28 protein-coding genes, 1 pseudogene and 1 riboswitch are annotated in these 26,020 nt (G+C 72.5%); of the genes and pseudogenes, 19 read left to right on the top strand and 10 right to left on the bottom strand.

What is annotated here, in order from left to right:
• Positions 1-29: 29 nt before the first annotated feature.
• The 4 genes from ACFWR9_RS25820 to ACFWR9_RS25805 are packed head-to-tail and all read left to right on the top strand — an operon-like array spanning position 30 to position 5,734.
• Positions 30-1,562: a GMC family oxidoreductase gene (locus ACFWR9_RS25820; RefSeq protein WP_383846183.1), complete on the top strand. Its 1,533-nt coding sequence runs from the start codon at positions 30-32 to the stop codon at positions 1,560-1,562.
• Positions 1,559-2,830 (top strand): glycine betaine/L-proline ABC transporter ATP-binding protein, encoded by a 1,272-nt coding sequence (locus ACFWR9_RS25815; protein ID WP_383846181.1) that lies wholly within the window; start codon positions 1,559-1,561, stop codon positions 2,828-2,830. The genes ACFWR9_RS25820 and ACFWR9_RS25815 overlap by 4 nt, the downstream gene beginning before the upstream one ends.
• Entirely contained in the window at positions 2,830-4,776 is a 1,947-nt protein-coding gene (locus ACFWR9_RS25810) for an ABC transporter permease (protein WP_383846179.1), read from the top strand. Before ACFWR9_RS25815 ends, ACFWR9_RS25810 begins: the two co-directional genes overlap by 1 nt.
• Position 4,777: 1 nt before the next feature.
• Positions 4,778-5,734 (top strand): ABC transporter substrate-binding protein, encoded by a 957-nt coding sequence (locus ACFWR9_RS25805; protein WP_383846177.1) that lies wholly within the window; start codon positions 4,778-4,780, stop codon positions 5,732-5,734.
• 3 nt (positions 5,735-5,737) lie between these two features.
• Here ACFWR9_RS25805 and ACFWR9_RS25800 read toward each other — a convergent pair.
• From ACFWR9_RS25800 to ACFWR9_RS25790, 3 genes and pseudogenes are all read right to left on the bottom strand, one after another.
• Positions 5,738-6,462: pseudogene (locus tag ACFWR9_RS25800) on the bottom strand (isocitrate lyase/phosphoenolpyruvate mutase family protein).
• Positions 6,463-6,488: 26 nt separating this feature from the next.
• Positions 6,489-6,935 (bottom strand): carboxymuconolactone decarboxylase family protein, encoded by a 447-nt coding sequence (locus ACFWR9_RS25795; RefSeq protein WP_383846175.1) that lies wholly within the window; start codon positions 6,933-6,935, stop codon positions 6,489-6,491.
• Positions 6,932-7,444 carry a carboxymuconolactone decarboxylase family protein gene (locus ACFWR9_RS25790; protein ID WP_383846173.1) on the bottom strand — a complete coding sequence of 171 codons (513 nt, stop codon included), beginning with the start codon at positions 7,442-7,444 and terminating at the stop codon, positions 6,932-6,934. The genes ACFWR9_RS25795 and ACFWR9_RS25790 overlap by 4 nt, the downstream gene beginning before the upstream one ends.
• A 47-nt stretch (positions 7,445-7,491) precedes the next feature.
• Between ACFWR9_RS25790 and ACFWR9_RS25785 the strand changes: the two genes are divergently transcribed.
• From ACFWR9_RS25785 to ACFWR9_RS25760, 6 genes are all read left to right on the top strand, one after another.
• On the top strand, positions 7,492-8,880 hold the full coding sequence (locus tag ACFWR9_RS25785; protein ID WP_383846171.1) for a PLP-dependent aminotransferase family protein: 1,389 nt from the start codon (positions 7,492-7,494) through the stop codon (positions 8,878-8,880).
• A gap of 78 nt (positions 8,881-8,958) precedes the next feature.
• Positions 8,959-9,309: a hypothetical protein gene (locus tag ACFWR9_RS25780; RefSeq protein WP_383846169.1), complete on the top strand. Its 351-nt coding sequence runs from the start codon at positions 8,959-8,961 to the stop codon at positions 9,307-9,309.
• 4 nt (positions 9,310-9,313) lie between these two features.
• Complete coding sequence (locus ACFWR9_RS25775) at positions 9,314-10,498, top strand: glutathionylspermidine synthase family protein (RefSeq protein WP_383846167.1); 1,185 nt, start codon at positions 9,314-9,316, stop codon at positions 10,496-10,498.
• Positions 10,499-10,641: 143 nt separating this feature from the next.
• Positions 10,642-10,729, top strand: a riboswitch (ZMP/ZTP riboswitch).
• A gap of 35 nt (positions 10,730-10,764) precedes the next feature.
• Positions 10,765-12,210 carry a glycine hydroxymethyltransferase gene (locus tag ACFWR9_RS25770; RefSeq protein WP_383846165.1) on the top strand — a complete coding sequence of 482 codons (1,446 nt, stop codon included), beginning with the start codon at positions 10,765-10,767 and terminating at the stop codon, positions 12,208-12,210.
• Between the two features lie 139 nt (positions 12,211-12,349).
• On the top strand, positions 12,350-13,363 hold the full coding sequence (gene trpS, locus ACFWR9_RS25765; protein ID WP_383846163.1) for a tryptophan--tRNA ligase: 1,014 nt from the start codon (positions 12,350-12,352) through the stop codon (positions 13,361-13,363).
• 176 nt (positions 13,364-13,539) lie between these two features.
• Positions 13,540-14,118, top strand: coding sequence for a 2'-5' RNA ligase family protein (locus ACFWR9_RS25760; RefSeq protein ID WP_383846161.1), 579 nt, complete (start codon positions 13,540-13,542; stop codon positions 14,116-14,118).
• 26 nt (positions 14,119-14,144) lie between these two features.
• Here ACFWR9_RS25760 and ACFWR9_RS25755 read toward each other — a convergent pair whose 3' ends face one another.
• Together ACFWR9_RS25755 and ACFWR9_RS25750 are read right to left on the bottom strand one after the other, a co-directional pair.
• On the bottom strand, positions 14,145-14,900 hold the full coding sequence (locus ACFWR9_RS25755) for a decaprenylphospho-beta-D-erythro-pentofuranosid-2-ulose 2-reductase (protein WP_122615855.1): 756 nt from the start codon (positions 14,898-14,900) through the stop codon (positions 14,145-14,147).
• Positions 14,901-14,916: 16 nt separating this feature from the next.
• On the bottom strand, positions 14,917-16,278 hold the full coding sequence (locus ACFWR9_RS25750) for an FAD-binding protein (protein ID WP_383846159.1): 1,362 nt from the start codon (positions 16,276-16,278) through the stop codon (positions 14,917-14,919).
• A 133-nt stretch (positions 16,279-16,411) separates the two neighbouring features.
• Between ACFWR9_RS25750 and ACFWR9_RS25745 the strand changes: the two genes are divergently transcribed.
• Genes ACFWR9_RS25745 through ACFWR9_RS25730 form a run of 4 tightly spaced genes read left to right on the top strand, consistent with a single transcriptional unit; the run spans position 16,412 to position 19,260 of the window.
• Entirely contained in the window at positions 16,412-16,921 is a 510-nt protein-coding gene (locus ACFWR9_RS25745; protein WP_383846157.1) for a phosphatase PAP2 family protein, read from the top strand.
• On the top strand, positions 16,914-17,861 hold the full coding sequence (locus ACFWR9_RS25740) for a decaprenyl-phosphate phosphoribosyltransferase (protein ID WP_383846155.1): 948 nt from the start codon (positions 16,914-16,916) through the stop codon (positions 17,859-17,861). Before ACFWR9_RS25745 ends, ACFWR9_RS25740 begins: the two co-directional genes overlap by 8 nt.
• Positions 17,855-18,325 (top strand): GtrA family protein, encoded by a 471-nt coding sequence (locus tag ACFWR9_RS25735; RefSeq protein ID WP_383846153.1) that lies wholly within the window; start codon positions 17,855-17,857, stop codon positions 18,323-18,325. Before ACFWR9_RS25740 ends, ACFWR9_RS25735 begins: the two co-directional genes overlap by 7 nt.
• The gene (locus ACFWR9_RS25730) at positions 18,313-19,260 is read left to right on the top strand and encodes a YihY/virulence factor BrkB family protein (RefSeq protein WP_383846151.1); all 948 of its coding nucleotides are present in this window, start codon (positions 18,313-18,315) and stop codon (positions 19,258-19,260) included. Before ACFWR9_RS25735 ends, ACFWR9_RS25730 begins: the two co-directional genes overlap by 13 nt.
• Here ACFWR9_RS25730 and ACFWR9_RS25725 read toward each other — a convergent pair.
• Entirely contained in the window at positions 19,208-20,482 is a 1,275-nt protein-coding gene (locus ACFWR9_RS25725; RefSeq protein ID WP_383846149.1) for a D-alanyl-D-alanine carboxypeptidase family protein, read from the bottom strand. The genes ACFWR9_RS25730 and ACFWR9_RS25725 overlap by 53 nt on opposite strands.
• A gap of 172 nt (positions 20,483-20,654) precedes the next feature.
• Here ACFWR9_RS25725 and ACFWR9_RS25720 point away from each other — a divergent pair, with 172 nt between their 5' ends.
• Both ACFWR9_RS25720 and ACFWR9_RS25715 read left to right on the top strand, forming a co-directional pair.
• Positions 20,655-20,894 carry an SCO4848 family membrane protein gene (locus ACFWR9_RS25720; protein WP_345588414.1) on the top strand — a complete coding sequence of 80 codons (240 nt, stop codon included), beginning with the start codon at positions 20,655-20,657 and terminating at the stop codon, positions 20,892-20,894.
• Between the two features lie 36 nt (positions 20,895-20,930).
• A complete protein-coding gene (locus ACFWR9_RS25715; RefSeq protein WP_383846147.1) occupies positions 20,931-22,247 on the top strand; it encodes a metallophosphoesterase in 1,317 nt (438 codons plus the stop codon).
• On the opposite strand, the gene ACFWR9_RS25710 is transcribed toward ACFWR9_RS25715, so the two are convergent.
• The 4 genes from ACFWR9_RS25710 to ACFWR9_RS25695 form a co-directional block, all read right to left on the bottom strand.
• Positions 22,238-22,993, bottom strand: coding sequence for a TetR family transcriptional regulator (locus ACFWR9_RS25710; protein ID WP_383846145.1), 756 nt, complete (start codon positions 22,991-22,993; stop codon positions 22,238-22,240). The genes ACFWR9_RS25715 and ACFWR9_RS25710 overlap by 10 nt on opposite strands.
• An 11-nt stretch (positions 22,994-23,004) precedes the next feature.
• Positions 23,005-23,541 (bottom strand): thiol-disulfide oxidoreductase DCC family protein, encoded by a 537-nt coding sequence (locus ACFWR9_RS25705; RefSeq protein WP_383846144.1) that lies wholly within the window; start codon positions 23,539-23,541, stop codon positions 23,005-23,007.
• 4 nt (positions 23,542-23,545) lie between these two features.
• Positions 23,546-23,953, bottom strand: a complete 408-nt coding sequence (locus ACFWR9_RS25700) for a hypothetical protein (protein ID WP_383846142.1) — start codon at positions 23,951-23,953, stop codon at positions 23,546-23,548.
• Positions 23,954-24,038: 85 nt separating this feature from the next.
• On the bottom strand, positions 24,039-24,449 hold the full coding sequence (locus ACFWR9_RS25695; RefSeq protein WP_383846140.1) for a VOC family protein: 411 nt from the start codon (positions 24,447-24,449) through the stop codon (positions 24,039-24,041).
• Between the two features lie 167 nt (positions 24,450-24,616).
• Here ACFWR9_RS25695 and ACFWR9_RS25690 point away from each other — a divergent pair, with 167 nt between their 5' ends.
• The 3 genes from ACFWR9_RS25690 (at position 24,617) to ACFWR9_RS25680 (ending at position 25,968) form a co-directional block, all read left to right on the top strand.
• A complete protein-coding gene (locus ACFWR9_RS25690; RefSeq protein ID WP_383846138.1) occupies positions 24,617-25,084 on the top strand; it encodes a TM2 domain-containing protein in 468 nt (155 codons plus the stop codon).
• Complete coding sequence (locus ACFWR9_RS25685; protein WP_383846136.1) at positions 25,077-25,496, top strand: DUF2752 domain-containing protein; 420 nt, start codon at positions 25,077-25,079, stop codon at positions 25,494-25,496. The genes ACFWR9_RS25690 and ACFWR9_RS25685 overlap by 8 nt, the downstream gene beginning before the upstream one ends.
• 205 nt (positions 25,497-25,701) lie before the next feature.
• Positions 25,702-25,968: a TM2 domain-containing protein gene (locus ACFWR9_RS25680; RefSeq protein ID WP_383846134.1), complete on the top strand. Its 267-nt coding sequence runs from the start codon at positions 25,702-25,704 to the stop codon at positions 25,966-25,968.
• Positions 25,969-26,020 lie beyond the last annotated feature (52 nt).

Raw genomic sequence — 26,020 nt, 5'->3', positions numbered from 1 at the left:
CCATCCGCTCGCCCCACTGGAGTACCCCCATGCCAGATACCACTCACGTCTACGACTACCTCGTCATCGGCGGTGGCACGGCGGGATCGGTGATCGCCTCACGGCTCACCGAGAACCCGGACGTCACCGTCGCCGTCATCGAGGGCGGCCCCAGCGACGTCGGTCGCGACGACGTGCTCACCCTGCGCCGCTGGATGGGTCTGCTCGGCGGCGAGCTGGACTACGACTACCCCACCACCGAACAGCCGCGCGGCAACTCGCACATCCGGCACAGCCGCGCCCGCGTGCTAGGCGGCTGCTCCTCGCACAACACCCTCATCGCCTTCAAGCCGCTGCCGTCCGACTGGGACGAGTGGGAGGCCGCGGGCGCCAAGGGCTGGGGCGCGGTGCAGATGGAGGCGTACTTCGCGCGACTGAAGAACAACATCGTCCCCGTCGACGAGAAGGACCGGAACGCCATCGCCCGGGACTTCGTCGACTCCGCGCAGAAGGCGCTGGACGTCCCCCGGGTCGAGGGCTTCAACAAGAAGCCGTTCACCGAGGGCGCCGGCTTCTTCGACCTCGCCTACCACCCCGAGAACAACAAGCGTTCGTCCGCCTCGGTGGCGTACCTGCACCCGGTGATGGACGAGCGTCCCAACCTCACGCTCATGCTGGAGACCTGGGCCTACCAGCTCCAGCTCGACGGCACGCGCGCCGAAGGCGTCCACGTCCGCACCAAGGACGGCGAGGAGATCCTGGTCAAGGCCCGGAACGAGGTGGTGCTGTGCGCCGGCGCCGTCGACTCGCCGCGCCTGCTGATGCACTCCGGCATAGGCCCCCGCCAGGACCTCGAAGCGCTCGGCATACCGGTGGCGCTCGACCTGCCCGGCGTCGGCGAGAACCTGCTCGACCACCCCGAGTCGGTCATCGTCTGGGAGACCGACGGACCCATCCCGGACAACTCCGCGATGGACTCCGACGCCGGTCTGTTCGTGCGCCGGGACCCCGAACACGCGGGCCCCGACCTGATGTTCCACTTCTACCAGATACCGTTCACGGACAACCCGGAGCGCCTCGGCTACGAACGCCCGGAGTTCGGAGTCTCGATGACCCCGAACATCCCCAAGCCGAAGTCCCGCGGCCGCCTCCACCTCACCAGCGCCGACCCGTCCGTGAAGCCCGCCCTGGACTTCCGCTACTTCACCGACGAGGACGACTACGACGGCCGCACCCTCGTCGACGGCATCAGGATCGCCCGCGAGATCGCCAAGACCCAGCCGCTGGCCGGCTGGCTCAAGCGTGAGGTCTGCCCCGGCCCGGACGTCACCGGTGACGAGGAGCTGAGCGAGTACGCCCGCAAGGTCGCCCACACCGTCTACCACCCGGCGGGCACCTGCCGGATGGGCGCGGCCACCGACGAACAGGCCGTCGTCGACCCCGAGCTGCGTGTCCGGGGCCTGGAGGGCATCCGCATCGCCGACGCCTCCGTCTTCCCGACCATGCCCGCCGTGAACCCGATGATCGGCGTGCTCATGGTCGGCGAGCGTGCCGTCGAGCTGATCGGCGGTGACGCCCGATGAGTACCACCACCAGCGCCAGTACGCCGCCGGGTACCGACCAGGCCACCACCCCCGTCTTCTCCGTGGACGGTCTGTGGAAGGTCTTCGGCCCCAAGGCCGGCCGCGTCCCCGCCGACCCCGAACTGGCCGCCCTGAGCCCCGCCGACCTGCGCTCGGCCACCGGCTGCACGGCCGCCGTGGCCGACGTCTCCTTCGACGTGCGCAAGGGCGAGGTCTTCGTCGTCATGGGCCTGTCCGGCTCCGGCAAGTCCACCCTCGTCCGCTGCCTGACCCGGCTGATCGAGCCGACCGCCGGCTCCATCGCCATCGACGGCGAGGACGTCCGCGCCATGGACAAGTCCCGGCTGCGCGAACTGCGCCGGCACCGGGCCGCGATGGTCTTCCAGCACTTCGGCCTGCTCCCGCACCGCAGCGTCCTCGACAACGTGGCCTACGGCCTGGAGGTCCAGGGCATCGGCCGCGCCGAGCGCCGCGAGCGCGCCGCCGCCATCGTCGCCAAGGTCGGCCTGGAGGGCCTGGAGCAGCGCCGCCCCGGCCAGCTCTCCGGCGGACAGCGCCAGCGCGTCGGCCTCGCCCGCGCCCTCGCCGTCGACCCCGAGGTGCTGCTGTTCGACGAGCCGTTCAGCGCCCTCGACCCGCTGATCCGGCGGGACATGCAGGAGGAGGTCGTCCGGCTGCACCGTGAGGAGGGCCGCACGATGGTCTTCATCACCCACGACCTCCAGGAAGCCCTCAAGCTCGGTGACCGCATCGCCCTGATGCGCGACGGGCGCGTCGTCCAGCTCGGCACCCCGGAGGAGATCGTCGGCTCGCCCGCCGACGACTACGTCCGCGAGTTCGTCCGCGACGTCCCGCGCGAGCAGGTCCTCACCGTCCGTACGGCGATGCGCCCCGCGTCCTCGTCCGACGAGGCCGGCACCGGCCCGGCCATCCGCCCCGAGGCCACCGTCTCCGAGGCCATCGAGGCCGTCGCCCGCGCCGGCTCCCCGGCCCGCGTGATGTCCGACGGCCGCTGCCTGGGGGTTGTCGACGCGGAGACCCTGCTGTCGGTGGTGGCGGGCACAGCAGAGGTGGCCACCGCAGCCGCCGGTACTGCCCCAGCCGCCGCAGCAGGCGAGCCCGCCGCAGCCGACGGCGCCGCCTCGGCCGACCACCCAGCTGCGGGCAGTCGTGCCGCTGGGGCGGCGCCCGTCCCGCAGAAAGCGGCACCGGCCACGCGCCGCAAGCCGACCGCCCCGCCCTCCGCCACCACGGAGGAGCCCGCGTAATGGCAACGATCACCGCACCGGCCCAAAAGGCCGCCCCGCCGGGCATCCTTACCAACCGAGCCGTCCGCAAGCTCCTCACCCTGGCGGCGCTCACCGCGATCCTCGTCCCCCTGGCCGTCACCCAGTGGGGCGGCGCCACCTGGCCCGGCGCCCTCACCGTCGACCTCTCCGAGCCGCTCGGCAAGGCCAGCGACTGGATCATCGACAACCGCGACAGCCACCCGCTGTTCCTCTACTTCTTCGGCCACGTCAGCAACGTCGTCGTCCTCGCCGTACGCGCCGTGTACCTCGCCCTCCTCGCCGTCGGCTGGGCCGGGGTCACCGCGATCGGCGCCCTGGTCGCCTGGCGCGTGGCCGGCGTGAAGCTGGCGCTGGGCACGGCCGCCGCGTTCCTCGCCTGCGGGCTGCTCGGCATGTGGGTGCCGACCATGCAGACCCTCGCCCTGATGGTCGTCGCCGTCCTCGCGTCGGTCGTCGTGGGCGCCCTGCTGGGCCTCGCCGCCGGTCTGTCCGACCGGATGGACCGCGTCCTGCGCCCGGTGCTCGACACCATGCAGGTGCTGCCCGCCTTCGCCTACCTCCTCCCCGTCGTCCTGGTCTTCGGCATCGGCGTCCCCGCCGCCGTCCTGGCCACCGTCGTCTACGCCGCCCCGCCCATGGCCCGGCTCACCTCGCTGGGCCTGCGCGGCGCCGACAAGGAGGTCCTGGAGGCCGTCGAGTCCCTCGGCACCACCGCACGCCAGCGGCTGCTGACCGCCCGCGTCCCGCTGGCCCGCAAGGAACTCCTGCTCGGCGTCAACCAGACGATCATGATGGCGCTGTCCATGGCCGTCATCGCCTCCGTCATCGGCGCCGGCGGTCTCGGCGACCGCGTCTACCAGGCGCTCGCCTCGGTCGACGTCGGCGCCGCCCTCGCGGCCGGCATCCCCATCGTGCTGCTCGCCGTCGTCCTGGACCGCGTGACCGGCGCGGCGGGGGAGGAGCGCCTCGGGGTGCCCGGCAGGTCGCCGCTGACCTGGCTGTACGCCCTGGCCGTCGCCGCGGCCGTCGCGATCGCCGGACGCGTCGCCGGCTTCCTCGACTGGCCCGACGGCTGGGAGGTCAACATCGCCGAGCCCGTCAACCGGGCCGTCGACTGGATGACCGCCCACCTGTACTCCGGCGTCCCCGTCGTCGGCGGCACCGCCGACTGGGCCGCGCACTTCACCAGCTGGGTCCTCAACCCGCTCCGGGACGGCCTCCAGTGGCTGCCCTGGTGGTCGGTACTCCTCGTCGTCGCCGCCCTCGCGTGGCTGATCGGCACCTGGCGCACCGCGCTCACCGCCGTCCTCGCCATGGCCGCGATCGGTGTGCTCGGCGTGTGGAACCCGTCCCTGGACACGCTCTCGCAGGTGCTCGCGGCCGTCGCCGTGACCCTCGTCATCGGCTTCGCGACGGGCATCGCCGCCGCCCGCAGCCAGCGGTTCGAACGCCTGCTGCGACCGGTCCTGGACGTCTTCCAGACCATGCCGCAGTTCGTGTACCTGATCCCCGTCGTCGCCCTGTTCGGCGTAGGACGGGCGCCCGCCGTGGCCGCCGCGGTCGTCTACGCCCTCCCGGCCGTCGTCCGCATCACCGCCCAGGGCCTGCGCCAGGTCGACCCGGCCGCCCTGGAGGCGGCCCGCTCGCTCGGCGCCACCAGCGGACAGCAACTGCGCCAGGTCCAGCTCCCGCTGGCCCGCCGGTCGCTGCTGCTCGCCGTCAACCAGGGCGTCGTCCTGGTCCTCGCCGTCGTCATCATCGGCGGCCTGGTCGGCGGTGGCGCGCTCGGCTACCAGGTCGTCTTCGGCCTGGCCCAGGGAGACCTGGCGAGCGGCCTGGTGGCCGGCGCGGCCATCGTCTGCCTCGGCCTGATGCTTGACCGGGTCACCCAGCCCACCGGACGCCGCCCGAGGAAGGGAGCCTGACATGCGCGTACGTACCACCACGGCCGTCGCCTCGGCCGCCGCGCTGACGCTGCTCACCGGCTGCGGCGCCGCCGACATGACCAAGCAGGCGTCCCCGTTCGCCAACGCCCAGGGCGCCAAGACCGTCACCCTGTCCGTGCAGTCCTGGGTCGGCGCCCAGGCCAACGTGGCCGTCGCCCAGTACCTCCTGGAGCACGAACTCGGCTACCGCGTCGACACCGTCCAGGTCGACGAGGTCCCCGCCTGGGACGCGCTCAGCCAGGGCCGCGTCGACGCCATCCTGGAGGACTGGGGCCACCCCGAGCAGGAACAGCGGTACGTCAAGGACAAGAAGACCATCGCCCCCGCCGGCGACCTCGGCGTCACCGGGCACATCGGCTGGTTCGTCCCGACGTACTTCGCGAAGAAGCACCCGGACGTGACCAACTGGAAGAACCTCAACAAGTACGCCGACCTGCTGCGCACCGCGGAGAGCGGCGGCAAGGGCCAGCTGATGGACGGCTCCCCGTCCTACGTCACCAACGACAAGGCGCTGGTGAAGAACCTGAACCTGGACTACCAGGTAGTCTTCGCCGGCTCCGAGGCCGCCCAGATCACCCAGATCAAGCAGTTCGCCAAGGAGAAGAAGCCCTTCCTGAGCTACTGGTACACCCCCCAGTGGCTGTTCGAGAAGGTCCCGATGACCGAGGTGAAGCTGCCGCCGTACGAGGAGGGCTGCGACGCCGACCCGGAGAAGGTCGACTGCGCCTACCCGGTCACCCCGCTCCAGAAGTACCTCAACGCCGACTTCGCGAAGAAGGGCGGCAAGGCGGCGGACCTCCTCAAGAAGTTCAAGTGGACGACCGAGGACCAGAACCAGGTCTCCCTGATGATCGCCGAGCAGAAGATGCGGCCCGAGGAGGCGGCGAAGAAGTGGGTGGACAGCCACGAGTCCGTCTGGAAGAAGTGGCTGTCCTGACCCTCACCGCGTCAGCCGTGCCGCGACCTCCCGCACCGCCCCCTCGGCGTGCCGCTGGAGACCCGGCCCGAACGTGACCCGGGTGGCCCCGAGTCCGCCGAGTCCGGCGGGCGAGGGGCCCTCCCCGGGCCGCGCGAACACGTTCAGCGGGCCCTGGATCCCGGACCGCAGCAGCGGCAGCACACCGACCGGCGCGCCGATCGGGTACACGCAGTCGGCGCCCGCGGCCACGTACGCCGCGGCCCGCCCGATCGCCGCTCCCGGATCCTGGACGCCCCTGACGAACGTATCGATCCGGGCGTTGAGGAAGAGGCCGCCGCCCGACTCGGCCCGCACCTCGGCCAGCCACTCGGCGTGCTCCGCCGGATCCTTGAGCACCCCGTCCGCCGAGTCCTCCAGGTTGCAGCCCACGGCGCCCGCCTCCAGGAGCCGCTCCACCAGCTCCTTCGGCGCCAGCCCGTAGCCGCCCTCGACGTCCGCCGACACCGGCACGTCCACGGCCCGCGCGATCCGCGCGACGGCGGCGAACATCTCGTCGGCCGGGGTCCGCCCGTCCTCGTACCCGAGACTGGCCGCGACCCCCGCGCTCGGCGTCGCCAGCGCCGGAAACCCGGCCTCCGCGAAGACCCGCGCGCTCGCCGCGTCCCAGGGGCCGGGCAGGACGTGGGGGTACCCCCACGCCTTTAAGGCAGTGGGGGAGGGTCTTCTGGCGTACGGCCGTGGTGCAGCGCCCGGAACCGCTCGGCCCCCGTCGTCACCACTCCGTGCTCCCCGCCGGAATCCGCCGCGCGACCATCAGCCGGTTCCAGCTGTTGATCGCCGCGATCAGCGCGAGCAGGTGGGCCAGCCCGTCGGCGTCGAAGTGCCGGGCGGCCTCCTCGTACACCGCGTCGGGCACGGACCCCTCGGTCGGCACCGTCACCGCCTCGGTCAGCGCCAGCGCGGCCCGCTCCCGCGCGTCGAAGACCTCCCCGGCCTCCTCCCAGGCGGCGAGCAGATCCAGCTGCCGCTCACTCACCCCCTGCTTGCGGGCGATGCCCAGGTGCATGTCGAGGCAGAAGGCGCAGTGGTTGAGCTGCGAGGCGCGGATCTGCACCAGCTCGGCGAGGCCCGGGTCGCCCAGGCGCCGCTTGGCGGCCGCGCCGACCGCCTGGAGCGCCGTACGGACACCTGCGTCCAGGTGCGTGGTACGGGCCGTCACGCGTACTGTCCCGGCGTGTAGTGCCCCGGCGTCAGCCGGCAGGTCACCCCGAAGCGGTTCCAGGCGTTGATCACCGTGATCGCGGCGATCAGCTGAGCCAGCTCCGGCTCGTCGAAGTGCGCGGCGGCCTTCTCGTAGACCGCGTCCGGCACGAAGCCGTCGGTCAGCACGGTCACCGCCTCGGTCAGCTCGATCGCCGCCAGCTCCTTCTCCGTGTAGAAGTGCCGCGACTCGTCCCAGGCGGCGAGCTGCACGATCCGCTCCACGCTCTCCCCGGCCGCCAGAGCGTCCTTGGTGTGCATGTCCAGGCAGAAGGCGCAGTGGTTCAGCTGGGAGGCGCGGATCTTCACCAGCTCCCCCAGCTTCGGGTCGAGCCCCTGCGTGGCGGCCTTGTCCAGGCGCAGCATCGCCTTCCAGACCTCGGGGGCGTGCTTCGCCCACTCCAGCCGGGGTGCGTGTTCGGCGGCGAAGGCCTCGGGGGCGGTGGTGGTGTTCTCGTTCGTAGTCATGCCACCGAGCCTAGGAGCGATGCAGCCCAGGGGTATGGTCCATTCCCATGGCGAAATCATGGGCCACTTTCGGTGTCGACCTGCATCTGGACCGCTCCGGACCCGGCCTGCGCCGGAGCCTCACCGAGGCGCTGCGCGAGGCGGTCCGAGGCGGCCGGCTGGCGCCCGGCACCCGGTTGCCCTCCTCCCGCTCGCTCGCCGCCGACCTGGGCGTGGCCCGCAACACGGTCGCCGAGGTCTACGCCGACCTGATCGCCGAGGGCTGGCTCGCCGCCCGGCAGGGCTCCGGCACCCGGGTCGCCGACCGCACGCCCGCCACCCCCGGACACCGCCCGGCACCCCACCCGCGGGAACCGGGCCGCCCGGCCTATGACCTCGTCCCGGGCACGCCCGAACTGGCCTCGTTCCCCCGCGCCCAGTGGCTCAGGGCCGCCCGCCGCGCCCTGTCCGCCGCCCCCGACCAGGCCCTCGGCTACGGCGACCCCCGCGGCCGCGTGGAACTGCGCACGGCGCTCGCCGGATACCTGTCCCGCGCGCGGGGCGTGCACGCCGACCCCGACCGGATCGTGGTGTGCGCCGGCTTCCTCGGCGGCCTCGGTGTCCTCGCCGAACTGCTGCGCCGCCGGGGCGGGAACGCCGTCGGCGTCGAGTCCTACGGCCTGCCCCACCACCGCCGGCTGGTCCAGCGCGCGGGCTGCGACACGCCTCCGCTGCCCTTCGACGACCGCGGCACCCTCCCGCCCGACGACCCGGCCGCCGCCGGCGCCGTCCTGCTGACCCCCTCCCACCAGTTCCCCCTCGGCCTCCCGTTGCTCCCCGAGCGCCGGACGGCGCTGATCGACTGGGCCCGCCGCACCGGAGGCCTGGTCCTGGAGGACGACTACGACGGCGAGTTCCGCTACGACCGCCAGCCCGTCGGCGCCCTCCAGGGCCTCGACCCCGACCGCGTCGTCTACCTGGGCACCGCCAGCAAGTCCCTCGCCCCCGCCCTGCGCCTGGGCTGGCTGGTACTGCCGCCCGCGCTCGTCGAGGAGGTCATGGACGGCATGGCGGGCCGCACCCCGGGCGTCCTCGACCAGCTGACCCTCGCCGAGTTCCTGGGCTCCGGCGACTACGACCGCCACGTCCGCTCCGCCCGCCTGCGCTACCGGCGCCGCCGCGACGCCCTGGTCGCCGCCCTCGCCGAACGGGCGCCCGGCGTCCGCGTCACCGGCATCGCCGCCGGACTCCACGCCGTCCTCGAACTGCCGCCCGGCACCGAGCGGCAGGCCGTCCGCGCCGCGGCCTGGCACGGACTCGCGGTCCACGGCCTGTCCACGTTCCGGCACCCCGACGCGGCCGTCCCCCCGCTGGACGCCCTCGTCGTCGGCTACGGCACCCCGCCCGACCACGCCTGGGCGGGGGCCCTGGACGCCCTGTGCCGGGCGCTGCCGTAAAGTCCACCCGCGACGGGGGCCGTACACTCGATCGGCCCAACTGTCGTACAACCGCACGGACAACGGGGAGACGAGGAAATGGCAGAGACCCGGCGACGGCTGCGGTCGAGCACCGTGGTGCTCGGCGGCATGGGAATGCTCGCGGCGGCCCTGAGCGCATGCGGCTCGGACCCCGACCGCCGCTGCGTGGACCGCGACAGCTACGACTACCTCAACGGCTACAAGGTCGTCGCCGACAAGAACTGCAAGTCGGGCTCGTCCGGCAGCTCGTACGGCAAGGGCGGCAAGAAGAAGACCTCGGCCGACGCCGACTGGTACTACGACGCCGACGTGAGCGGCGGCTGGGCCGACGACGGCACCTTCAGCCGGTCCGAGGCCGTGGACCGGGGCGGCTTCGGCTGCTCGGGCTCCGGCAGCGGCGGCGGCTGAGCACGTGGAACGCCGTACCGTCACCCCGCGCACCGGCTGGCAGGAGACCGTCGAGGAACAGGGCCTGATCTACCCCCTGACCCGCTACCCCGACGGCTCCCTGCGCCCCTACTGGGACGAGAGCGCCCACTACGTCTTCTCCCTGCCGGAGGTCGAGGCGCTGGAGGAGGTCGTCGAGGAACTCCACCGCATGTGCCTGGCGGCCGCCGAGCACATCGTCACCCACGACCGCTTCACCGACCTGGGCATCACCGACCCCCGTATCGTCCGGGCGGTCTCCGAGGCCTGGCACCGCCGCGCCGAACTCCCCTCCGTCTACGCCCGCTTCGACCTGCGCTACGACGGCACCGGGCCCGCCAAGCTCCTGGAGTACAACGCGGACACCCCGACCTCCCTGGTCGAGGCCGCGTCCCCGCAGTGGTTCTGGATGGAGGAGCGCTTCCCCGGCGCCGACCAGTGGAACAGCCTCCACGAGCGGCTGATCGACGCCTGGAAGAAGCAGGCCGCCCTGCTCCCGCCCGGCAACCCCCTGTACTTCGCGCACTCCTCGGACGACGAACTCGGCGAGGACCTGATGACGGTCGCCTACCTCAAGGAGACCGCCGAACAGGCCGGCCTGGAGACCGACTGGATCTCCATGGAGGAGATCGGCTGGGACCGCCTCTCCGGCCGCTTCGTCGACAACAAGCTGCGTTTCATCCGCAGCCTCTTCAAGCTCTACCCCTGGGAGTGGCTCACCACCGACCGCTTCGCCGGCCACGTCCTGGACACCCTCGACAACGGCGGCGGCACCGGCACCACCCTGTGGATCGAGCCCGCCTGGAAGATGCTGCTCAGCAACAAGGCCCTGCTGGCCATCCTCTGGGAGCTGTACCCGGACCACCCCAACCTCCTGGCCGCCTACCTGGACGGCCCCCGCGAGCTGGCGGACACCACCGGCTGGGTCGCCAAGCCCCTCCTGGGCCGCGAGGGCGCGGGCGTCACCCTCCACGACCCGGGCACCGCCCCCGTCATCCGCGACGAGCCCTGCTGCTACCAGGAACTGGCCCCCCTCCCCGACTTCGACGGCAACCGCGTAGTCCTGGGCGCCTGGGTGGTGGAGAACGAGTCGGCGGGTCTGGGTATCAGGGAGTCGAGCGGCCTGGTGACGGACGAATACGCCCGCTTCTTGCCCCACGTGATCTTGTGACTGGCCCTTGAATGGCCCCGCAGGGGCCTTCAAGGGGCGCGGGGCTGTGACATGTGCGGCTCCGCCGCGTGGGCGCGACCAGCCACGACGCACCCGCAGTCCGCGACGGACAACAACCCGGCAGACGCCGTCCGGTAACCTGGCCCCCGGGCCGTAACTGGCGCGCTGGGATGGACCAACCATCGGGGAGCGGCCCAAGAAGAACATGTGCCGTGCGCCTGGGCCGTCCGTACCGTGAACGCTGAACACAACGTCCGGAGGCCGACATGCCCGCAGAACTCACCCCCGAGTCCGTTGCCTACCGAGCCGCGCTCGAAGCCATCCGCGCAGTCGAGCCCCGCGTAGCGGACGCCATCGGCCAGGAGGTCACCGACCAGCGCGAGATGCTCAAGCTGATCGCCTCGGAGAACTACGCCTCCCCGGCCACGCTCCTCGCGATGGGCAACTGGTTCAGCGACAAGTACGCCGAGGGCACCATCGGCCGCCGCTTCTACGCCGGCTGCCGCAACGTCGACACCGTCGAGTCCCTCGCCGCCGAGCACGCCCGCGAACTCTTCGGCGCCCGCCACGCCTACGTCCAGCCGCACTCCGGCATCGACGCCAACCTGGTCGCCTTCTGGGCCGTCCTCGGCGCCCGCGTCGAGGTGCCCTTCCTGGAGAAGACCGGCGCCCGCCAGGTCAACGACCTGACCGACGCCGACTGGGCCGAGCTGCGCCAGGCCTTCGGCAACCAGCGGATGCTCGGCATGTCCCTGGACGCCGGCGGCCACCTCACCCACGGCTTCCGCCCGAACATCTCCGGCAAGATGTTCGACCAGCGCTCCTACGGCACCGACCCGACCACCGGCCTCATCGACTACGAGGCCCTGCGCGCCTCGGCCCGCGAGTTCAAGCCGCTGATCATCGTCGCCGGCTACTCGGCGTACCCCCGGCTGGTGAACTTCCGCATCATGCGGGAGATCGCCGACGAGGTGGGCGCGACCCTGATGGTCGACATGGCGCACTTCGCCGGCCTGGTGGCGGGCAAGGTGCTGACCGGCGACTTCGACCCGGTTCCGCACGCACAGATCGTGACGACGACCACCCACAAGTCGCTGCGCGGCCCGCGCGGCGGCATGGTCCTGTGCGACGACTCCCTCAAGGACCAGGTCGACCGCGGCTGCCCGATGGTCCTCGGCGGCCCGCTCCCGCACGTCATGGCCGCCAAGGCCGTCGCCCTCGCCGAGGCCAGGCAGCCCGCGTTCCAGGACTACGCCCAGCGCATCGTCGACAACGCCCGCGCCCTCGCCGAGGGCCTGATGCGCCGCGGCGCCACCCTGGTCACCGGCGGCACCGACAACCACCTCAACCTGATCGACGTGGCGTCCTCCTACGGCCTCACCGGCCGCCAGGCCGAGGCCGCCCTCCTCGACTCCGGCATCGTCACCAACCGCAACGCCATCCCGTCCGACCCGAACGGCGCCTGGTACACCTCCGGCATCCGCATCGGCACCCCGGCCCTCACCACCCGCGGCCTGGGCACGACGGAGATGGACGAGGTCGCGGCCCTGATCGACCGCGTCCTGACGACGACGGAACAGGGCACGACGAAGTCGGGCGCCCCGTCGAAGGCGTCCCACGTCCTGGACGAGAAGATCGCGCAGGAAATCGCCCAGCGAGCCACGGACCTGGTGGCAGGTTTTCCCTTGTACCCGGAGATCGACCTCGGCTGAGCATGCCGCCAAGGGCAGCTCACCCAGGGGCGCGGGGCTGTGTCGATGTGCGGCTCCGCCGCGTGGGCGCGACCAGCCCCCACCGGCCCGCAGTTCCCCACGCACAGACCCCCCCGATCTCTCTGAGACAATAAAAAACATGGCGACAGACCACCCCCGCGTACTCTCCGGCATCCAGCCCACCGCCGGCTCGTTCCACCTCGGCAACTACCTCGGCGCCGTCCGGCAGTGGGTGGCCCTCCAGGAGACCCACGACGCGTTCTACATGGTCGTCGACCTGCACGCCATCACGGTCCCGCAGGACCCGAAGGAACTGCGGGCCAACACCCGGCTGGCCGCCGCCCAGCTCCTGGCGGCCGGCCTGGACCCGGACCGCTGCACGCTCTTCGTGCAGAGCCACGTCCCCGAGCACGCCCAGCTCGCCTGGGTCATGAACTGCCTCACCGGCTTCGGCGAGGCGAGCCGCATGACCCAGTTCAAGGACAAGTCCGCCAGGCAGGGCGCCGACCGCGCCTCCGTAGGCCTGTTCACGTACCCGGTCCTCCAGGTCGCGGACATCCTGCTCTACCAGGCCAACGAGGTCCCGGTCGGCGAGGACCAGCGCCAGCACGTCGAGCTGACCCGCGACCTGGCCGAGCGCTTCAACGGCCGCTTCGGCGAGGCGTTCACCGTGCCCTCCCCGTACATCCTCAGGGAGACGGCGAAGATCTACGACCTCCAGGACCCGTCGATCAAGATGAGCAAGTCGGCGTCCACGCCGAAGGGCCTGATCAACCTCCTGGACGAGCCCAAGGCCACCGCCAAGAAGGTGAAGAGCGCGGTCACCGACACGGACACCGTGATCCGCTTCGACCGCGAGCACAAGCCGGGCGTCAGCAACCTCCTCTCGATCTACTCGGTGCTCACCGGTGCGGAGATCGCCGAACTGGAGCAGAAGTACGCCGGGAAGGGCTACGGCGCGCTCAAGACGGACCTCGCCGACGTCATGGTCGAGTTCGTGACCCCCTTCCGGGAGCGGACCCAGCAGTACCTGGACGACCCGGAGACGCTGGACTCGATCCTGGCCAAGGGCGCCGAGAAGGCACGCGCCGTCGCCGCCGAGACCCTCTCCCGGACGTACGACATGGTGGGCTTCCTGCCCGCCAAGCACTGACCCGGGGCACCGCCCCGCACTGTTCCCGGCGCCGTCCGTGCGCCCCGGCATGCCGCCGTAGCGCTGCACATCACTCCGGTTGCGCCTGCCCCGGGCACGGTCGTGGCCGTACAGTCGATAGCCGGGTGTCCGACACAGCGGCATACACCGAGTGACACGTAACGACAGGAGACGACGTGGGGACCGTAACGATCGGCGTGTCGATCGCGGTCCCGGAGCCTCACGGCAGCAAGCTCCAGCAGCTGCGCGCGGGCTTCGGCGACGCCGCTGCTCACGGCATCCCCACGCACGTCACCCTGCTGCCGCCGACCGAGGTCGACGGCAGCGCGCTGCCCGCGGTCGAGGCGCATCTGGCGGAGGTGGCGGCGCGCGGCCGGCCCTTCCCGATGCGGCTGTCCGGCACCGGGACCTTCCGTCCGCTGTCGCCCGTGGTCTTCGTCCAGGTGGTCGAGGGCGCCGCGGCCTGCTCCTGGCTGCAGAAGCGGGTGCGCGACGCGTCCGGTCCGGTGCCACGCGAACTGCAGTTCCCGTACCACCCGCACGTCACCGTGGCGCACGGCATCGAGGAAGCGGCGATGGACCGCGCCTACGAGGAGCTGTCCGACTACGCGGCCCAGTGGCCCTGCACCGGCTTCGCGCTCTACGAGCAGGGCCCCGACGGGGTGTGGCGCAAGCTGCGCGAGTTCCCCTTCGGCAGCGCCACGGTGCCCCCGCAGGCCGGACGCGTGGAGAGCGGCTCGCTCCCCGGCCGGTAATCCGGAGCCCACGCGGCAGCCGGACCTCACACCGGCAGCCGCCGGAACAGCGTCCGCGGCAGGTGCCGTACCGCCGACATCACCACCCGCAGCGCGCCGGGCACCCACACCGTCTCCGAGCGCCGCCGCAGCCCCAGCTCGATCGCCGTGGCGACCGCCTCGGGCGTCGTGGCGAGCGGCGCCTCCTCCATCCCGGCGGTCATCCGCGACCGTACGAACCCGGGGCGTACGACCATGACGTGCACGCCCGTGCCGTGCAGCGCGTCGCCCAGGCCCTGCGCGAAGGCGTCCAGGCCGGCCTTGCTGGAGCCGTAGATGAAGTTGGCGCGCCGGGCCCGCTCGCCGGCCACGGAGGAGAGCACCACCAGGGAGCCGTGGCCCTGGGCCTGCAGCGCCCGCGCGCTGACCAGGCCGGCCGAGACCGCGCCGGTGTAGTTGGTCTGCGCGACCCGCACGGCGTTCAGCGGCTCGCGCTCGTCGTGCGCCTGGTCGCCCAGGATGCCGAAGGCGAGCAGCACCAGGTCGACGTCGCCCTCGGCGAAGACCTTGCCGAGCGCCGCCTCGTGGGACTCGGGGTCGAGCGCGTCGAAGGCGACGGTGCGCACCTCGGCGCCGAGGCCGCGCAGCTGCTCGGCCGCCGCGTCCAGGGCGGGGGAGGGGCGGCCGGCCAGCCACACCGTGCGGGTGCGGCGGGCCACCAGGCGGCGCGCGGTGGCGAGCGCGATCTCGGACGTACCGCCGAGGACGAGCAGGGACTGGGGGAGGCCGAAGGCGTCCTTCACGACAGCTCCAGAGGGGTCAGAGGGGGAGGCGGCGGGCCAGGTCGGACACGAACACCCCGCGCGGGTCCAGCTCCGCGCGCAGCGCGCGGAAGTCGTCGAGGCGCGGGTACATCGCGGCGAGCAGTTCGGGCCGCAGCCGCGAGTCCTTGGCGAGGTAGACCCGCCCGCCCGCCTGCGCGACCTCCTCGTCCAGCTCGTCCAGGAAGGTGCCGAGGCCGGGCAGGCCCACCGGGATGTCCAGGGCCAGGGTCCAGCCGGGCACGGGGAAGGAGAGCCAGCCCGGATCGGCCTCGCCGAACCGCTTGAGGACGGCCAGGAAGGACGGGCAGCGGCGGTCCGAGATGCGCCGCACGATCCGGCGCAGGGTGTCCTCCCGGCCCTCGCCGACGACGAACTGGTACTGCACGAAGCCGCCGCGGCCGTAGATCCGGTTCCAGTGCGGGACGCCGTCCAGGGGGTGGAAGAAGGTGGAGATCCGCTGGAGCCGGCCCCGGCTGAACCGGGGGGACTTGCGGTACCACAGCTCGTTGAACAGGCCGACCGTGGTCCGGCCGAGCAGTCCGTCCGGGACGAGGTCGGGGGCGGCCGGGAGGCGGGTGGTGCGGAAGGCCAGCGGCGTGCGCCGCGCGCGGGAGCGGGCGGGCAGCGCGTCCAGCGGGGCGTGGTCGCCGCGGGTGAGCACCGCGCGGCCGGTCGCCCTGCCGCGCGCGAGGAGGTCGATCCAGGCGACCGAGTAGCGGTAGCGGTGGTCGGTGGCCGTCAGACGGGCCATCAGGTCGTCCAGGTCGTCGGCGCGCTCGGTGTCGACGGACATCAGCGCGGTCTCGACCGGCTGGAGCCGCAGGGTCGCCGTGAGGATCACCCCGGTCAGGCCCATGCCGCCGGCGGTCGCGTCGAACAGGGGCGTGCCCGGGGTGACGGCGCGGACCCCGCCGTCGGCGGTGAGCAGCTCCAGGGAGACCACGTGCCGTGCGAAGGACCCCGACACGTGGTGGTTCTTGCCGTGGATGTCCGCGCCGATCGCTCCGCCGACCGTCACGTAGCGGGTGCCGGGCGTCACCGGTACGAACCAGCCGAGCGGCAGCAGCACCTCCATCAGCCGGTGCAGGGAGACCCCCGCGTCGCAGAGCACGGTGCCGCCGGCGGCGTCGACGGCGTGCACGCGGTCCAGGGCCGTCATGTCAAGCACGGCGCCCCCCGCGTTCTGCGCGGCGTCCCCGTACGCCCGTCCCAGCCCCCGCGCGATGCCGCCGCGGGCTCCGCAGTCCCGGACGGCCAGGGCGGCCTCCTCGTACGTCCGCGGGCGGATCAGACGGGCCGCGGTGGGCGCGGTGCGGCCCCAGCCGGTGACGGGTCCCCAGTCGGTGTCGGCAGACATGCCGGTGACCGTATCGCCCCTATGCGAATGATCAGCCCCAAAACATAACGCTTATACCCGAAACGGGTGATTAATGGTATGTCGCTCGATCGTGCCGTACTTCCCGTGCGGCAGGCGTGAACAGTGAGTCGGCATGGACGACCTCGACGACATGGACCACCGGATCGTCACGGCGCTCAGAGCCTGCGGCACGGACCCGCGCGTGGCCGGCGCCGCGCGCGCCCTGTCCTGGGCCGGGGAGCACGGAGCCCTGTGGCTCGCCTCGGGTCTCGCCGGAGCCGCCGTGGACCGCGGGCGGCGCGGGGCCTGGCTGCGCGGCACCGCGCTCACCGCGGGCGCCCACGTCCTCAGCATGGCCGTGAAGCGGGTCGTGCGCCGCCCGCGCCCGGCACACGTCGTGCCCCTGGTGCGCACCGCCGGCCGGCACTCGTTCCCCAGCTCCCACGCCACCTCGGCCGCGGCCGCCGCCGTCGCCTTCGGCGCGCTCGGCGTGCCCGCGGTCCGGCCGCTGGCCGCCGCGGTGTGCGCCTCCCGGCTGGTCGTCGGGGTCCACTACCCCTCGGACGTCGCGGCCGGCGCGGCCCTGGGCGCGCTCACGGCCCGGCTCGGCGCCGGCTGGATGCGGGGAGGCACCCGTGACTGACACGGCCGTCCTGCGGCAACACGCCCCGCAGCGGCCGGGGGAGCCCGCGCCCCGCGCGAAGGGCGTGCTCGGCGGCCTCCTCAGGACCGCACGCCCCCGCCAGTGGATCAAGAACGTCCTGGTCGTCGCCGCCCCGGCCGCCGCGGGCGAGCTGTTCTCGGTGCCCGCGCTGAGCCGGCTCGCCCTGGTCTTCGTGCTGTTCACCGCCTCCGCCTCGGCCGTCTACCTCGTCAACGACGCCCGCGACGCCGAGGCCGACCGCGCCCACCCCGTCAAGCGGCACCGCCCGGTCGCGGCCGGACAGGTCCCGGTGCCGCTCGCGTACGCGGCCGGCGGTCTCCTCGGCGTCCTCGCGCCCCTCGTCGCGGCCCGGCTGTGCCCGCCGTCCGTCGCGGCCCTGCTGACCGCCTACCTCGCGATGCAAGTGGCGTACTGCGTCGCCCTCAAGCACGTCCTCGTCGTCGACCTGGCCGTCGTCGCCACCGGCTTCCTGATGCGGGCGATGATCGGCGGACTAGCGCTCGGCATCCCCCTGTCGCGCTGGTTCCTCATCACGACCGGCTTCGGCGCGCTGTTCATGGTCGCCGCCAAGCGGTACTCCGAGGCCGTCCAGATGGCCGGGCAGCCGGGTGCCACCCGCGCGCTGCTCACCGAGTACACCACCGGCTATCTCCGCTTCGTCTGGCAGCTCGCGGCCGGCGTCGCCGTCCTCGGCTACTGCCTGTGGGCCATGGAGGAGGGCGGCGTCCCGCACACCAGCGTGCTGCCGTGGCGCCAGCTGTCCATGGTCGCCTTCGTCCTCGCCGTCCTGCGCTACGCCGTCTTCGCCGACCGCGGCACCGCGGGCGAACCAGAGGGCGTCGTCCTGCGCGACCGGGCGCTCGCGCTGATCGGCGTGGTCTGGGTGGCGATGTACGGCCTGGCGGTGGCCAATTGGTAGCCGACCGGCGCGAGCTGGCCGGCTTCGCCTCCGTGGGCCTGCTCGCCTACGCAGTCGACCTCGGTCTCTTCACCTGCCTGCGCGGTCCGGCCGGCCTCGACCCGCTCAGCGCCAAGACGCTGTCCTTCGTCGCCGGCTGCGCGGTGGCGTACGCGGGCAACGCGCTGGGCACCTACCGGCACACCCGCCCCCGGGGACTGCGCCCCTGTGCCGTGTTCGTCGCGGTGAACCTCGCCGGTGCCGCCGTGCAACTGCTGTGCCTGACCGTCAGCCACTACGGCCTCGGCCTCACCTCGCAGCGCGCCGACACCGTCTCCGGCGCCGGCATCGGCATGGTCCTGGGCACGATCCTGCGGTTCTGGGGCACAAGGACACTGGTCTTCCGGGCCGGGGACGGATCCGGTGGCCGGACGAGATCATGGACCGGGACGAGCGGGGGCAGGGTCGGATCATGGACTGGCTGAAGAAGCTCCCCGTCGTGGGACCGTGGATCGCACGCCTGATGACCACGCACGCGTGGCGCTCGTACGAACGACTCGACCGGGTGAAGTGGGCACGCCTGGCCGCCGCCATGACGTTCACCAGCTTCGTCGCGCTCTTCCCGCTGCTGAGCCTGGCCGCGGCCATCGCCGCCGCCACCCTCAGCAAGGACCAGCAGGACCAGCTGCAGGACAAGATCGCCGAGCAGATCCCCGGCATCTCCGACCAGCTGAACATCCAGGACCTGGTCGACAACGCCGGCACCGTCGGCCTCATCGCCGGCCTCCTGCTGCTGTTCACCGGCATGGGCTGGGTCGAGGCCACCCGGGGCTGTCTGCGCGCCGTCTGGGAGCTGCCCGACGAGGAGGAGAACCCCGTCCTGCACCGGGCCAAGGACGCGGGCGTCCTCGTCGGTCTCGGCGGCGCGCTGCTGGTCACCGTCGCCATCTCCACCGTCGCCTCGGCGCTGGTCGGCTGGATCATCCGCTCGATCGGCCTCGCCGAGGGCGGCGTCGGCGGCGTCCTGCTCTACGTCGCCGCCTTCGCCGTGGCCGTCCTCGCCGACTTCCTCCTGCTGCTGTACGTGCTCACCCTGCTCCCCGGCGTCCAGCCCGAGCGCCGCCGCCTGATCGTCGCCGCGCTGATCGGCGCGATCGGCTTCGAACTGCTGAAGCTGCTGCTCAGCGGCTACATGCAGGGCGTCGCGGCGAAGAGCATGTACGGCGCCTTCGGCGTCCCCGTGGCCCTGCTGCTGTGGATCAACTTCACCTCGAAGCTGGTGCTGTTCGCCGCCGCCTGGACGGCGACCGGAAGCAAGGCGCAGGAGCTCGGGAGCGGGGGCGACGACGGTGCCGACGCCCCGGACGTCACGGGCGGGTCCGGCGGCGGACCAGGTCCGGCAGCGGCCACTTCCGGTTGACCAGGAACGCGCCGCCCGCGAGCAGCACCAGCACCCCGGCCGTGATGCCGGCCGCGATCCCGACCCCGCCGGAGCCGTCCGAGGCCGTCGCGCCCGCCACCGGCCTGGTGCCCGCCGCGCCCTTCCCGGTGCCGCCGGCCTCACCGGAGGCGTCCGGCCCGGGGCTCGCCTGCGCGGCGCTCTTCGGCCGCACCAGCTCGCCCACCGGCCGCGTCCTGCCGGCCGCCGCGAAGCCCCAGTCGAACAGGCGGGCCGTCTCCTTGTAGACCTCGTTGTGCTCGTCCTTGGCCGGGTTCATCACCGTGACGAGCAGCACCTTGCCGTTCCGCTCGGCGACGCCCGTGAAGGTGGCGCCCGCGTTGGTGGTGTTGCCGTTCTTCACGCCCGCGATGCCCGGGTAGACCTCCATGTCCGAGTCGCCGGACAGCAGCCGGTTGGTGTTCTGGATCTCGAAGGGCTTGCGGGTCGTCCCGCCCTTCTTGTCCTTCTCCGTCTGGCCGGGGAACTTCGCGCGGACCGTCGAGGCGTACTCGCGGAAGTCCTTCTTCTGCAGCCCCGAGCGCGCGAAGAGCGTCAGGTCGTACGCGGAGGAGACCTGGCGCGGCGCGTCGTAGCCGTCGGGGCTGACCACGTTGGTGTCGAGGGCCTGGAGCTCCTCGGCGTGCTCGTTCATGTCCGCGACGGTCCGGTCGACCCCGCCGTTCATCGCGGACAGCACGTGCACGGCGTCGTTGCCGGAGCGCAGGAAGACCCCGAGCCACAGGTCGTGGACGGTGTAGGTCTCCTCCTCCTTGACACCGACCAGGCTGGAGCCGGCGCCGATGCCCGCGAGGTCGGAGACCTCCACCTTGTGCTTGGTCGTCTTCGGCCACTTCGGCAGCAGCGTGTCGGCGAACAGCATCTTCAGGGTGCTCGCCGGGGCCAGCCGCCAGTGCGCGTTGTGCGCGGCGAGCACGTCGCCGGACTCGGCGTCCGCCACGATCCAGGAACGAGCCGTGAGGCCCTTGGGCAGCACGGGCGCCCCACCCGCCAGGTCCACCTGCGTGCCGGGCTTCCCGAGCCGCGCGCCGCCCACGGTCGACATCGACGCGGGCGGAGTGGGCGTCGGACTCTTGGAGGGGTCGGGGGCCGCGAGTGCGGCGGGGGAGAGCACGGCGAGTGCGGTCAGGGCGGCGGAGGTGACCGACAGGGTTCGCCTGAGGGCCTTCTTGGGTGCGGGCACGAGCGAGAACGTACCTCCCGCGAGCGGGCCCTTCCCACCCCCCTCCCCACCCCGCGCACGGTTCAGGACAGCGTGCGGCGATACTGAAACCATGCCGTGCTCACCCGGGGGACAACCCCCGGACCCCCGGCCGATCGAGGGTGTGCGGCGTTGTGAGGAAAGGTCCGTTTTTGTGAAGCTCAGCCGCCCCGTCTCCTGGTTCCTGCTCGCTTTCGGGGTGTGGAGCTGGATCATCTGGATCACTTTCGTCAAAAATTTGATCAAGGACAGCAGCGGGCTCGCCTTCGAGGACGGCGACCCCACGGCGTACTTCTGGGTGCACCTGCTGCTCGCCGTCGTCTCCTTCGTATTGGGGACGGTCGTCGGGGGCATCGGGTTGCGTTCGGTGCGCGTACTGCGCCGAAGGTCATAGGCGTCGCGGACGTCTCAACCGAGGGGATACGGCGGCATGGTGGTCGTCTTCGCGCTGGTCGCGCTGGCAGTGGTGAGCGTCCTCGTGACGTCCAACTGGTACGTGTGGCGGCGCCTGTTCCGTGACACGACCCGGGGTCCGGGCCGGGTGCGCCGTGTCGGCGGGGCGGTGATCGCCGGGGGCTGGGTGCTGACCGTCGGCGCCCTGGTCGCCGAGCGCGCGGGCGCCCCCTTCTGGCTCCAGCAGGTGCTGGCCTGGCCGGGCTTCCTGTGGCTGGCGCTCTCTATCTACCTGCTCCTCGCGTTGCTGGCGGGCGAGGTCGTCCGTCCGCTGCTGCGGCGGTTCCTGGAGCGACGGGCCGCGCGGCGGGCCGGCGCGGAGCCGCTGAGGTCCCAGGCCACGGACCCGGAGCGGATACCGGCCGCCACGGCCCCGCCCGAGCAGCCGGAGCCCTCCGAGCCGGGCCGCCCGCCCGAGGCGCCCCAGCCGCCCGAGACGCCCGAGGCCCCTGACAGCCCTCTCGCCCTCCCCTCCCGCCGCCTGTTCGTCTCCCGCGTGGTCGCCGGCGCCGCCGCCGCGGCGGCCGTCGGGACGGTCGGTTACGGCACGTACGGCGTGCTGAACGGCCCGTCGGTCAAGCGGGTCACCGTGCCGCTGGCCAAGCTCCCGCGCGCGGCGCACGGCTACCGCATCGCCGTGGTCAGCGACATCCACCTCGGCCCGGTGCTCGGCCGCGGCTTCGCGCAGAAGGTCGTCGACACGATCAACTCCACGCAGCCCGACCTCATCGCCGTCGTCGGCGACCTGGTCGACGGCAGCGTGAAGGACCTCGGCCCGGCGGCGGCCCCGCTGGCCCAGCTGAGGGCCCGGGACGGCGCGTACTTCGTCACAGGCAACCACGAGTACTTCTCCGGCGCCGAGCAGTGGGTCGACGAGGTGCGGCGGCTCGGTCTGCTCCCGCTGGAGAACGCCCGCACCGAACTGCCCCACTTCGACCTCGCCGGCGTCAACGACGTCGCGGGCGAGGAGGAGGGCCAGGGCCCCGACTACGCCAAGGCCCTCGGCGACCGGGACCGGGCCCGCGCGTGCGTGCTGCTCGCCCACCAGCCGGTGCAGATCCACGACGCCGTGGACCACGGCGTCGACCTCCAGCTCTCCGGCCACACCCACGGCGGCCAGCTCTGGCCCGGCAACCTCATCGCGGGCGCCGCCAACCCGACGCTGGCGGGCCTGGAGCGCTACGGCGACACCCAGCTGTACGTCAGCCGCGGTGCGGGCGCCTGGGGCCCGCCCACGCGCGTGGGGGCGGAGTCGGACATCACGGTGATCGAGCTGGCGTCCCGTCAGGCCTGACCGCTGCTCTTCCCGCGGGCCTTCCCGCGGGGATCCGGCAGCGCCCGTGTCATGCCCGGCAGGAAGTCCGTGAACAGTTCGTGCACCTCGCGCACCAGAGGGCGCAGGACCCGGAAGCGGGCCAGCACGACGCCCCGCGCGGTGAGCCGGGCGCCGCGTTCGGCGAGCCGGTAGCTGCGCTCGCGGCCCTTCGTCCGGTCGAAGATCCAGTACAGGACGAGGCCCATCTGGGAGAGCCACATCAGCTCCGGCAGGATGTCCCGCAGGTCCTCAGGAACCTTGGTCTTCGCGCCGGCCAGCACCGCGCGGTGGATGCTGATGGCCTCCTGGCGCGCGTGCTCCGACTCGGGGGAGAAGGGGCTGAGCGGGCTGTCCGGGTCGGCGGCGTTCTTGAAGAACTGCACGGCGAACTCGTGGTACGGCGTGGCGATGTCCAGCCAGACCTTCAGCACGCCCGCCAGCCGTGCCTCCAGGTCGGTCTCCTTGGCCAGGACCTCGCGGACCGCCGCCTGGTGCTCGGCGGCGATCCGGTCGTAGAAGCCCTGGATCAGGTGCTCCTTGCCCGCGAAGTAGTAGTACGCGTTGCCGACGGAGACCCCGGCCTCCTGGGCGATGGCCCGCATCGTCGTCCGGTCGTAACCGCGTTCCTGGAACAGCCGCATGGCCGTCTCCAGGATCAGCGCGCGGGTCTGCTCTGACTTGGTGAGGGGGGCGCCGTCGTCGGGGCCGTCGTTGGTCGCAGGCACGGGTCCAGAGCCTATCCAGTGCCGCAGGTGCCGTCGGCACACCCGGGTCCGGCGTACCTCCACCCGAGCCCCGGCTCGTACGCCCACCCGTCGCCCGACCACCGCCCCTCACCGAGGCGCTGCGCGCCGCCCCTGTCGATGTCGGCGCGGCGGTACCCGTCGCCGCCCCACTGCCGCTGCCCGCCCCGCCACTTCGCGGCGGCCAGCACCGCCCCGCGGGCCAGCCGGGCGCCGGTGGGCGTGCTGAGCCGGTGGGCGAGGGCGCGGTGCTCGCGCAGGGCCCACAGGACGACGATCCAGGCGGCGGCGCCCCGGTAGACCTGCCCGGCGTCGCCCACGGCGGTGACCTCGTCGAGGGTGGCCGCGTGGTCGAGGCCGGGCAGGCGCCCGCGGGCCTCGTCCGACCCGGCCGGGACCAGGTCCAGCGGCACCAGCCGGGGCTGGCGCAGCAGCCAGTCCCGTACGTGGGTGCACAGGGAGCACTCGGCGTCGTAGAGGACGGTGAGCCGGCGCACGGGGGCGCCGGCCGTCCCGGTGGCGGGAACCATCGGCTCAGGCTCCGGCCGTCGGGGCCACCCAGCCCTGCGGCGGGACCGGCGGCACCTGCTCCCGCTCCATCATGCCGCGCCGCCGGATCTTGTTGAGCACGTAGACGTTGCCCAGGTGCATCACGCCGAGCACCAGCAGCACCACGCCGATCTTGGTCGAGAGCGCCTCGAAGATGCCGCGGGTGTCGGTGATGGTCTCGTCGTCGCTCAGGTAGAGCGCGACGAAGCCGAGGTTGACCAGGTAGAAGCCGACCACCAGGAGGTGGTTGACGGCGTCGGCCAGCTTCTCGTTGCCGTGCAGGACGTCGGAGAGGAAGACCCGTCCGTTGCGGCTGAGCGTGCGGGCCACCCAGACGGTCAGACCGATGCTGACGGCCAGGTAGATGACGTAGGCGATGACGGTGCGGTCCATGCCCCACCCCTTCTTGAACGCGTTCAAAACGCTGACAGGACTGACTGTAGACCTGTTTTTGAACACGTTCAAGCCGGCTGCCGGCTCAGGGGCGGCGGCCCAGTTCCGGGCGCTTGGAGTAGTCCGTCAGGCCGATGACGTTGCCCCACGGGTCGGCGAACTCGACGGTCCAGCCGGTGGCCACGGGGAACGGCTCGTCGAGCGGCGGCACCCCGGCCTCCCGCAGCGCCGTGGCCGCCGTGCGGGCGTCCGTCGTCTCCAGCCACACCCGCGCGGAGGGCCACATCGGCGGCTGCCGCCAGAACTCCTCCTCCACCCGCAGCAGCAGCCCGGGTGTCTCGCCCCCCACCTTCAGCAGCGCGATCCCGGCCTCGTCGAGCCGGTAGGCGACCGTGAACCCGGCCCGCTCGTAGAAGTCGACGGCCTCACCGAGGTCCCCGACGGGCAGCAGCACGTTGTCGAACCCGAGCAGTTCGTACGATTCATGATCTGACATGACGTCAGATTAGGTGTGTGCGGGCCCGATTGGACGGACGCGGCGGCCGCATTGCCGCACGGTCACTCGCCCGGGCGGACGCCCGTTCCCGGCCCCGACTTCTCTTGTGCGGCTCCGGTCCTGCAATATGACCGGCAGTTTCCAAGTCGACCAGGAGTGACCCCACTGTGAGCGAGCAGCCGCCCCAGCCTTCCCAGCCGCCCGGCTACGGCTACCCGAACCAGGGCTCGGGCCCCGCAGGTCAGCCCGGCCCCTACGGCTACCCCCAGGGTGGCCAGCAACCGCCGCCCGGCGGCTACCAGACCCCCGGCTACCCGCAGGGCGCTCCCGGCTATCCGCAGGCCGGCCCCGGGTACCCGCAGGCGCCCGGCTACTACGCCACCGATCCGAACGCCCCCTTCGGCTACGACCCGTACGGCCGCCCGTACTCCGACAAGTCGAAGATCGTCGCCGGTGTGCTCCAGCTCTTCCTCGGCAGCTTCGGCATAGGCCGCTTCTACGTCGGCTCCGTCGGCATAGGCGTGGCCCAGCTGCTCACCTGCGGCGGCCTCGGCTTCTGGGCGCTGATCGACGGCATCATGTACCTGGTCAACAACGACCGTACGGACGACCAGGGCCGCGTCCTGCGTGGCTGACACCGCGCCCTGCGCACCACCCGGCCGGCGACGGCGGCAGTGGCATCCCGCGGCCGCACCCCTCGGGGTGCTCGTCGCGGGTGCCGCCGGTGCCGGGTACCTGTGGGGCACCGATCCGCACGAGGGCGGCCACCCGCTGCCCCAGTGCCCGTTCCGCTTCGTCACCGGGCTGCTCTGCCCGGCCTGCGGCGCCACGCGCATGGTCTACGACCTGATGCACGGTCACTTCGCCGCGGCCTGGCTGGACAACCGCGCCCTGCTGTTCGCCGCACCGTTCGCGCTGGCGCTGTGGGCCCGTTGGACGGTGCAGGGTCTGCGCGGCCGCTCCTACCGGCCCCGGATCGCCCCCTGGGGTCAGGCGCTGATCCTGCTGACCGCGGTGGCCTGGACGGTCGTTCGCAACGTCCTGTGATCAATGATCACGAAATGGGAACGTTGGATCATAGTATTTCCCAACTGACCCACCCGTCTCCTACGCTTCGTCACGCACAGAGGGGGGGACGGCCACGTCACTGACGTGAGCCGCCGTGCGTCGAGCGTGCGATCAGCGGTGTCCCCTCCTGGGCCGCCGGGGCCCTCCGCCCCGGTCCGTCCCACATCTCCCCAGGAGCACCACCATGACCGTCCCCCCGAACCCCGCCGCTCCCTACGGCGTCGACCCGCAGGGCCGCCCGTACTCCGACAAGTCGAAGATCGTCGCCGGTATCCTCCAGCTCTTCCTGGGCACCCTGGGCATCGGCCGCTTCTACGTCGGCTCCGTCGGGGTCGGTGTGGCCCAGCTCCTGACCTGCGGTGGCCTCGGCTTCTGGGCGCTGATCGACGGCATCATCTTCCTGGTCAGCAATGACCGCACGGACAAGGAAGGCCGCCCGCTGCGCGGCTGACGCCGCCTCGCTGAACGGGGGGTGGGGGCGCGAAAAAGTATCTTGGGGCGCG

The organism is Streptomyces sp. NPDC058534 (assembly GCF_042717365.1).
Classification (GTDB): domain Bacteria; phylum Actinomycetota; class Actinomycetes; order Streptomycetales; family Streptomycetaceae; genus Streptomyces.
The sequence above is the reverse complement of the archived record's forward strand: the minus strand, read 5'-3'. Positions and strand labels throughout refer to the sequence as shown.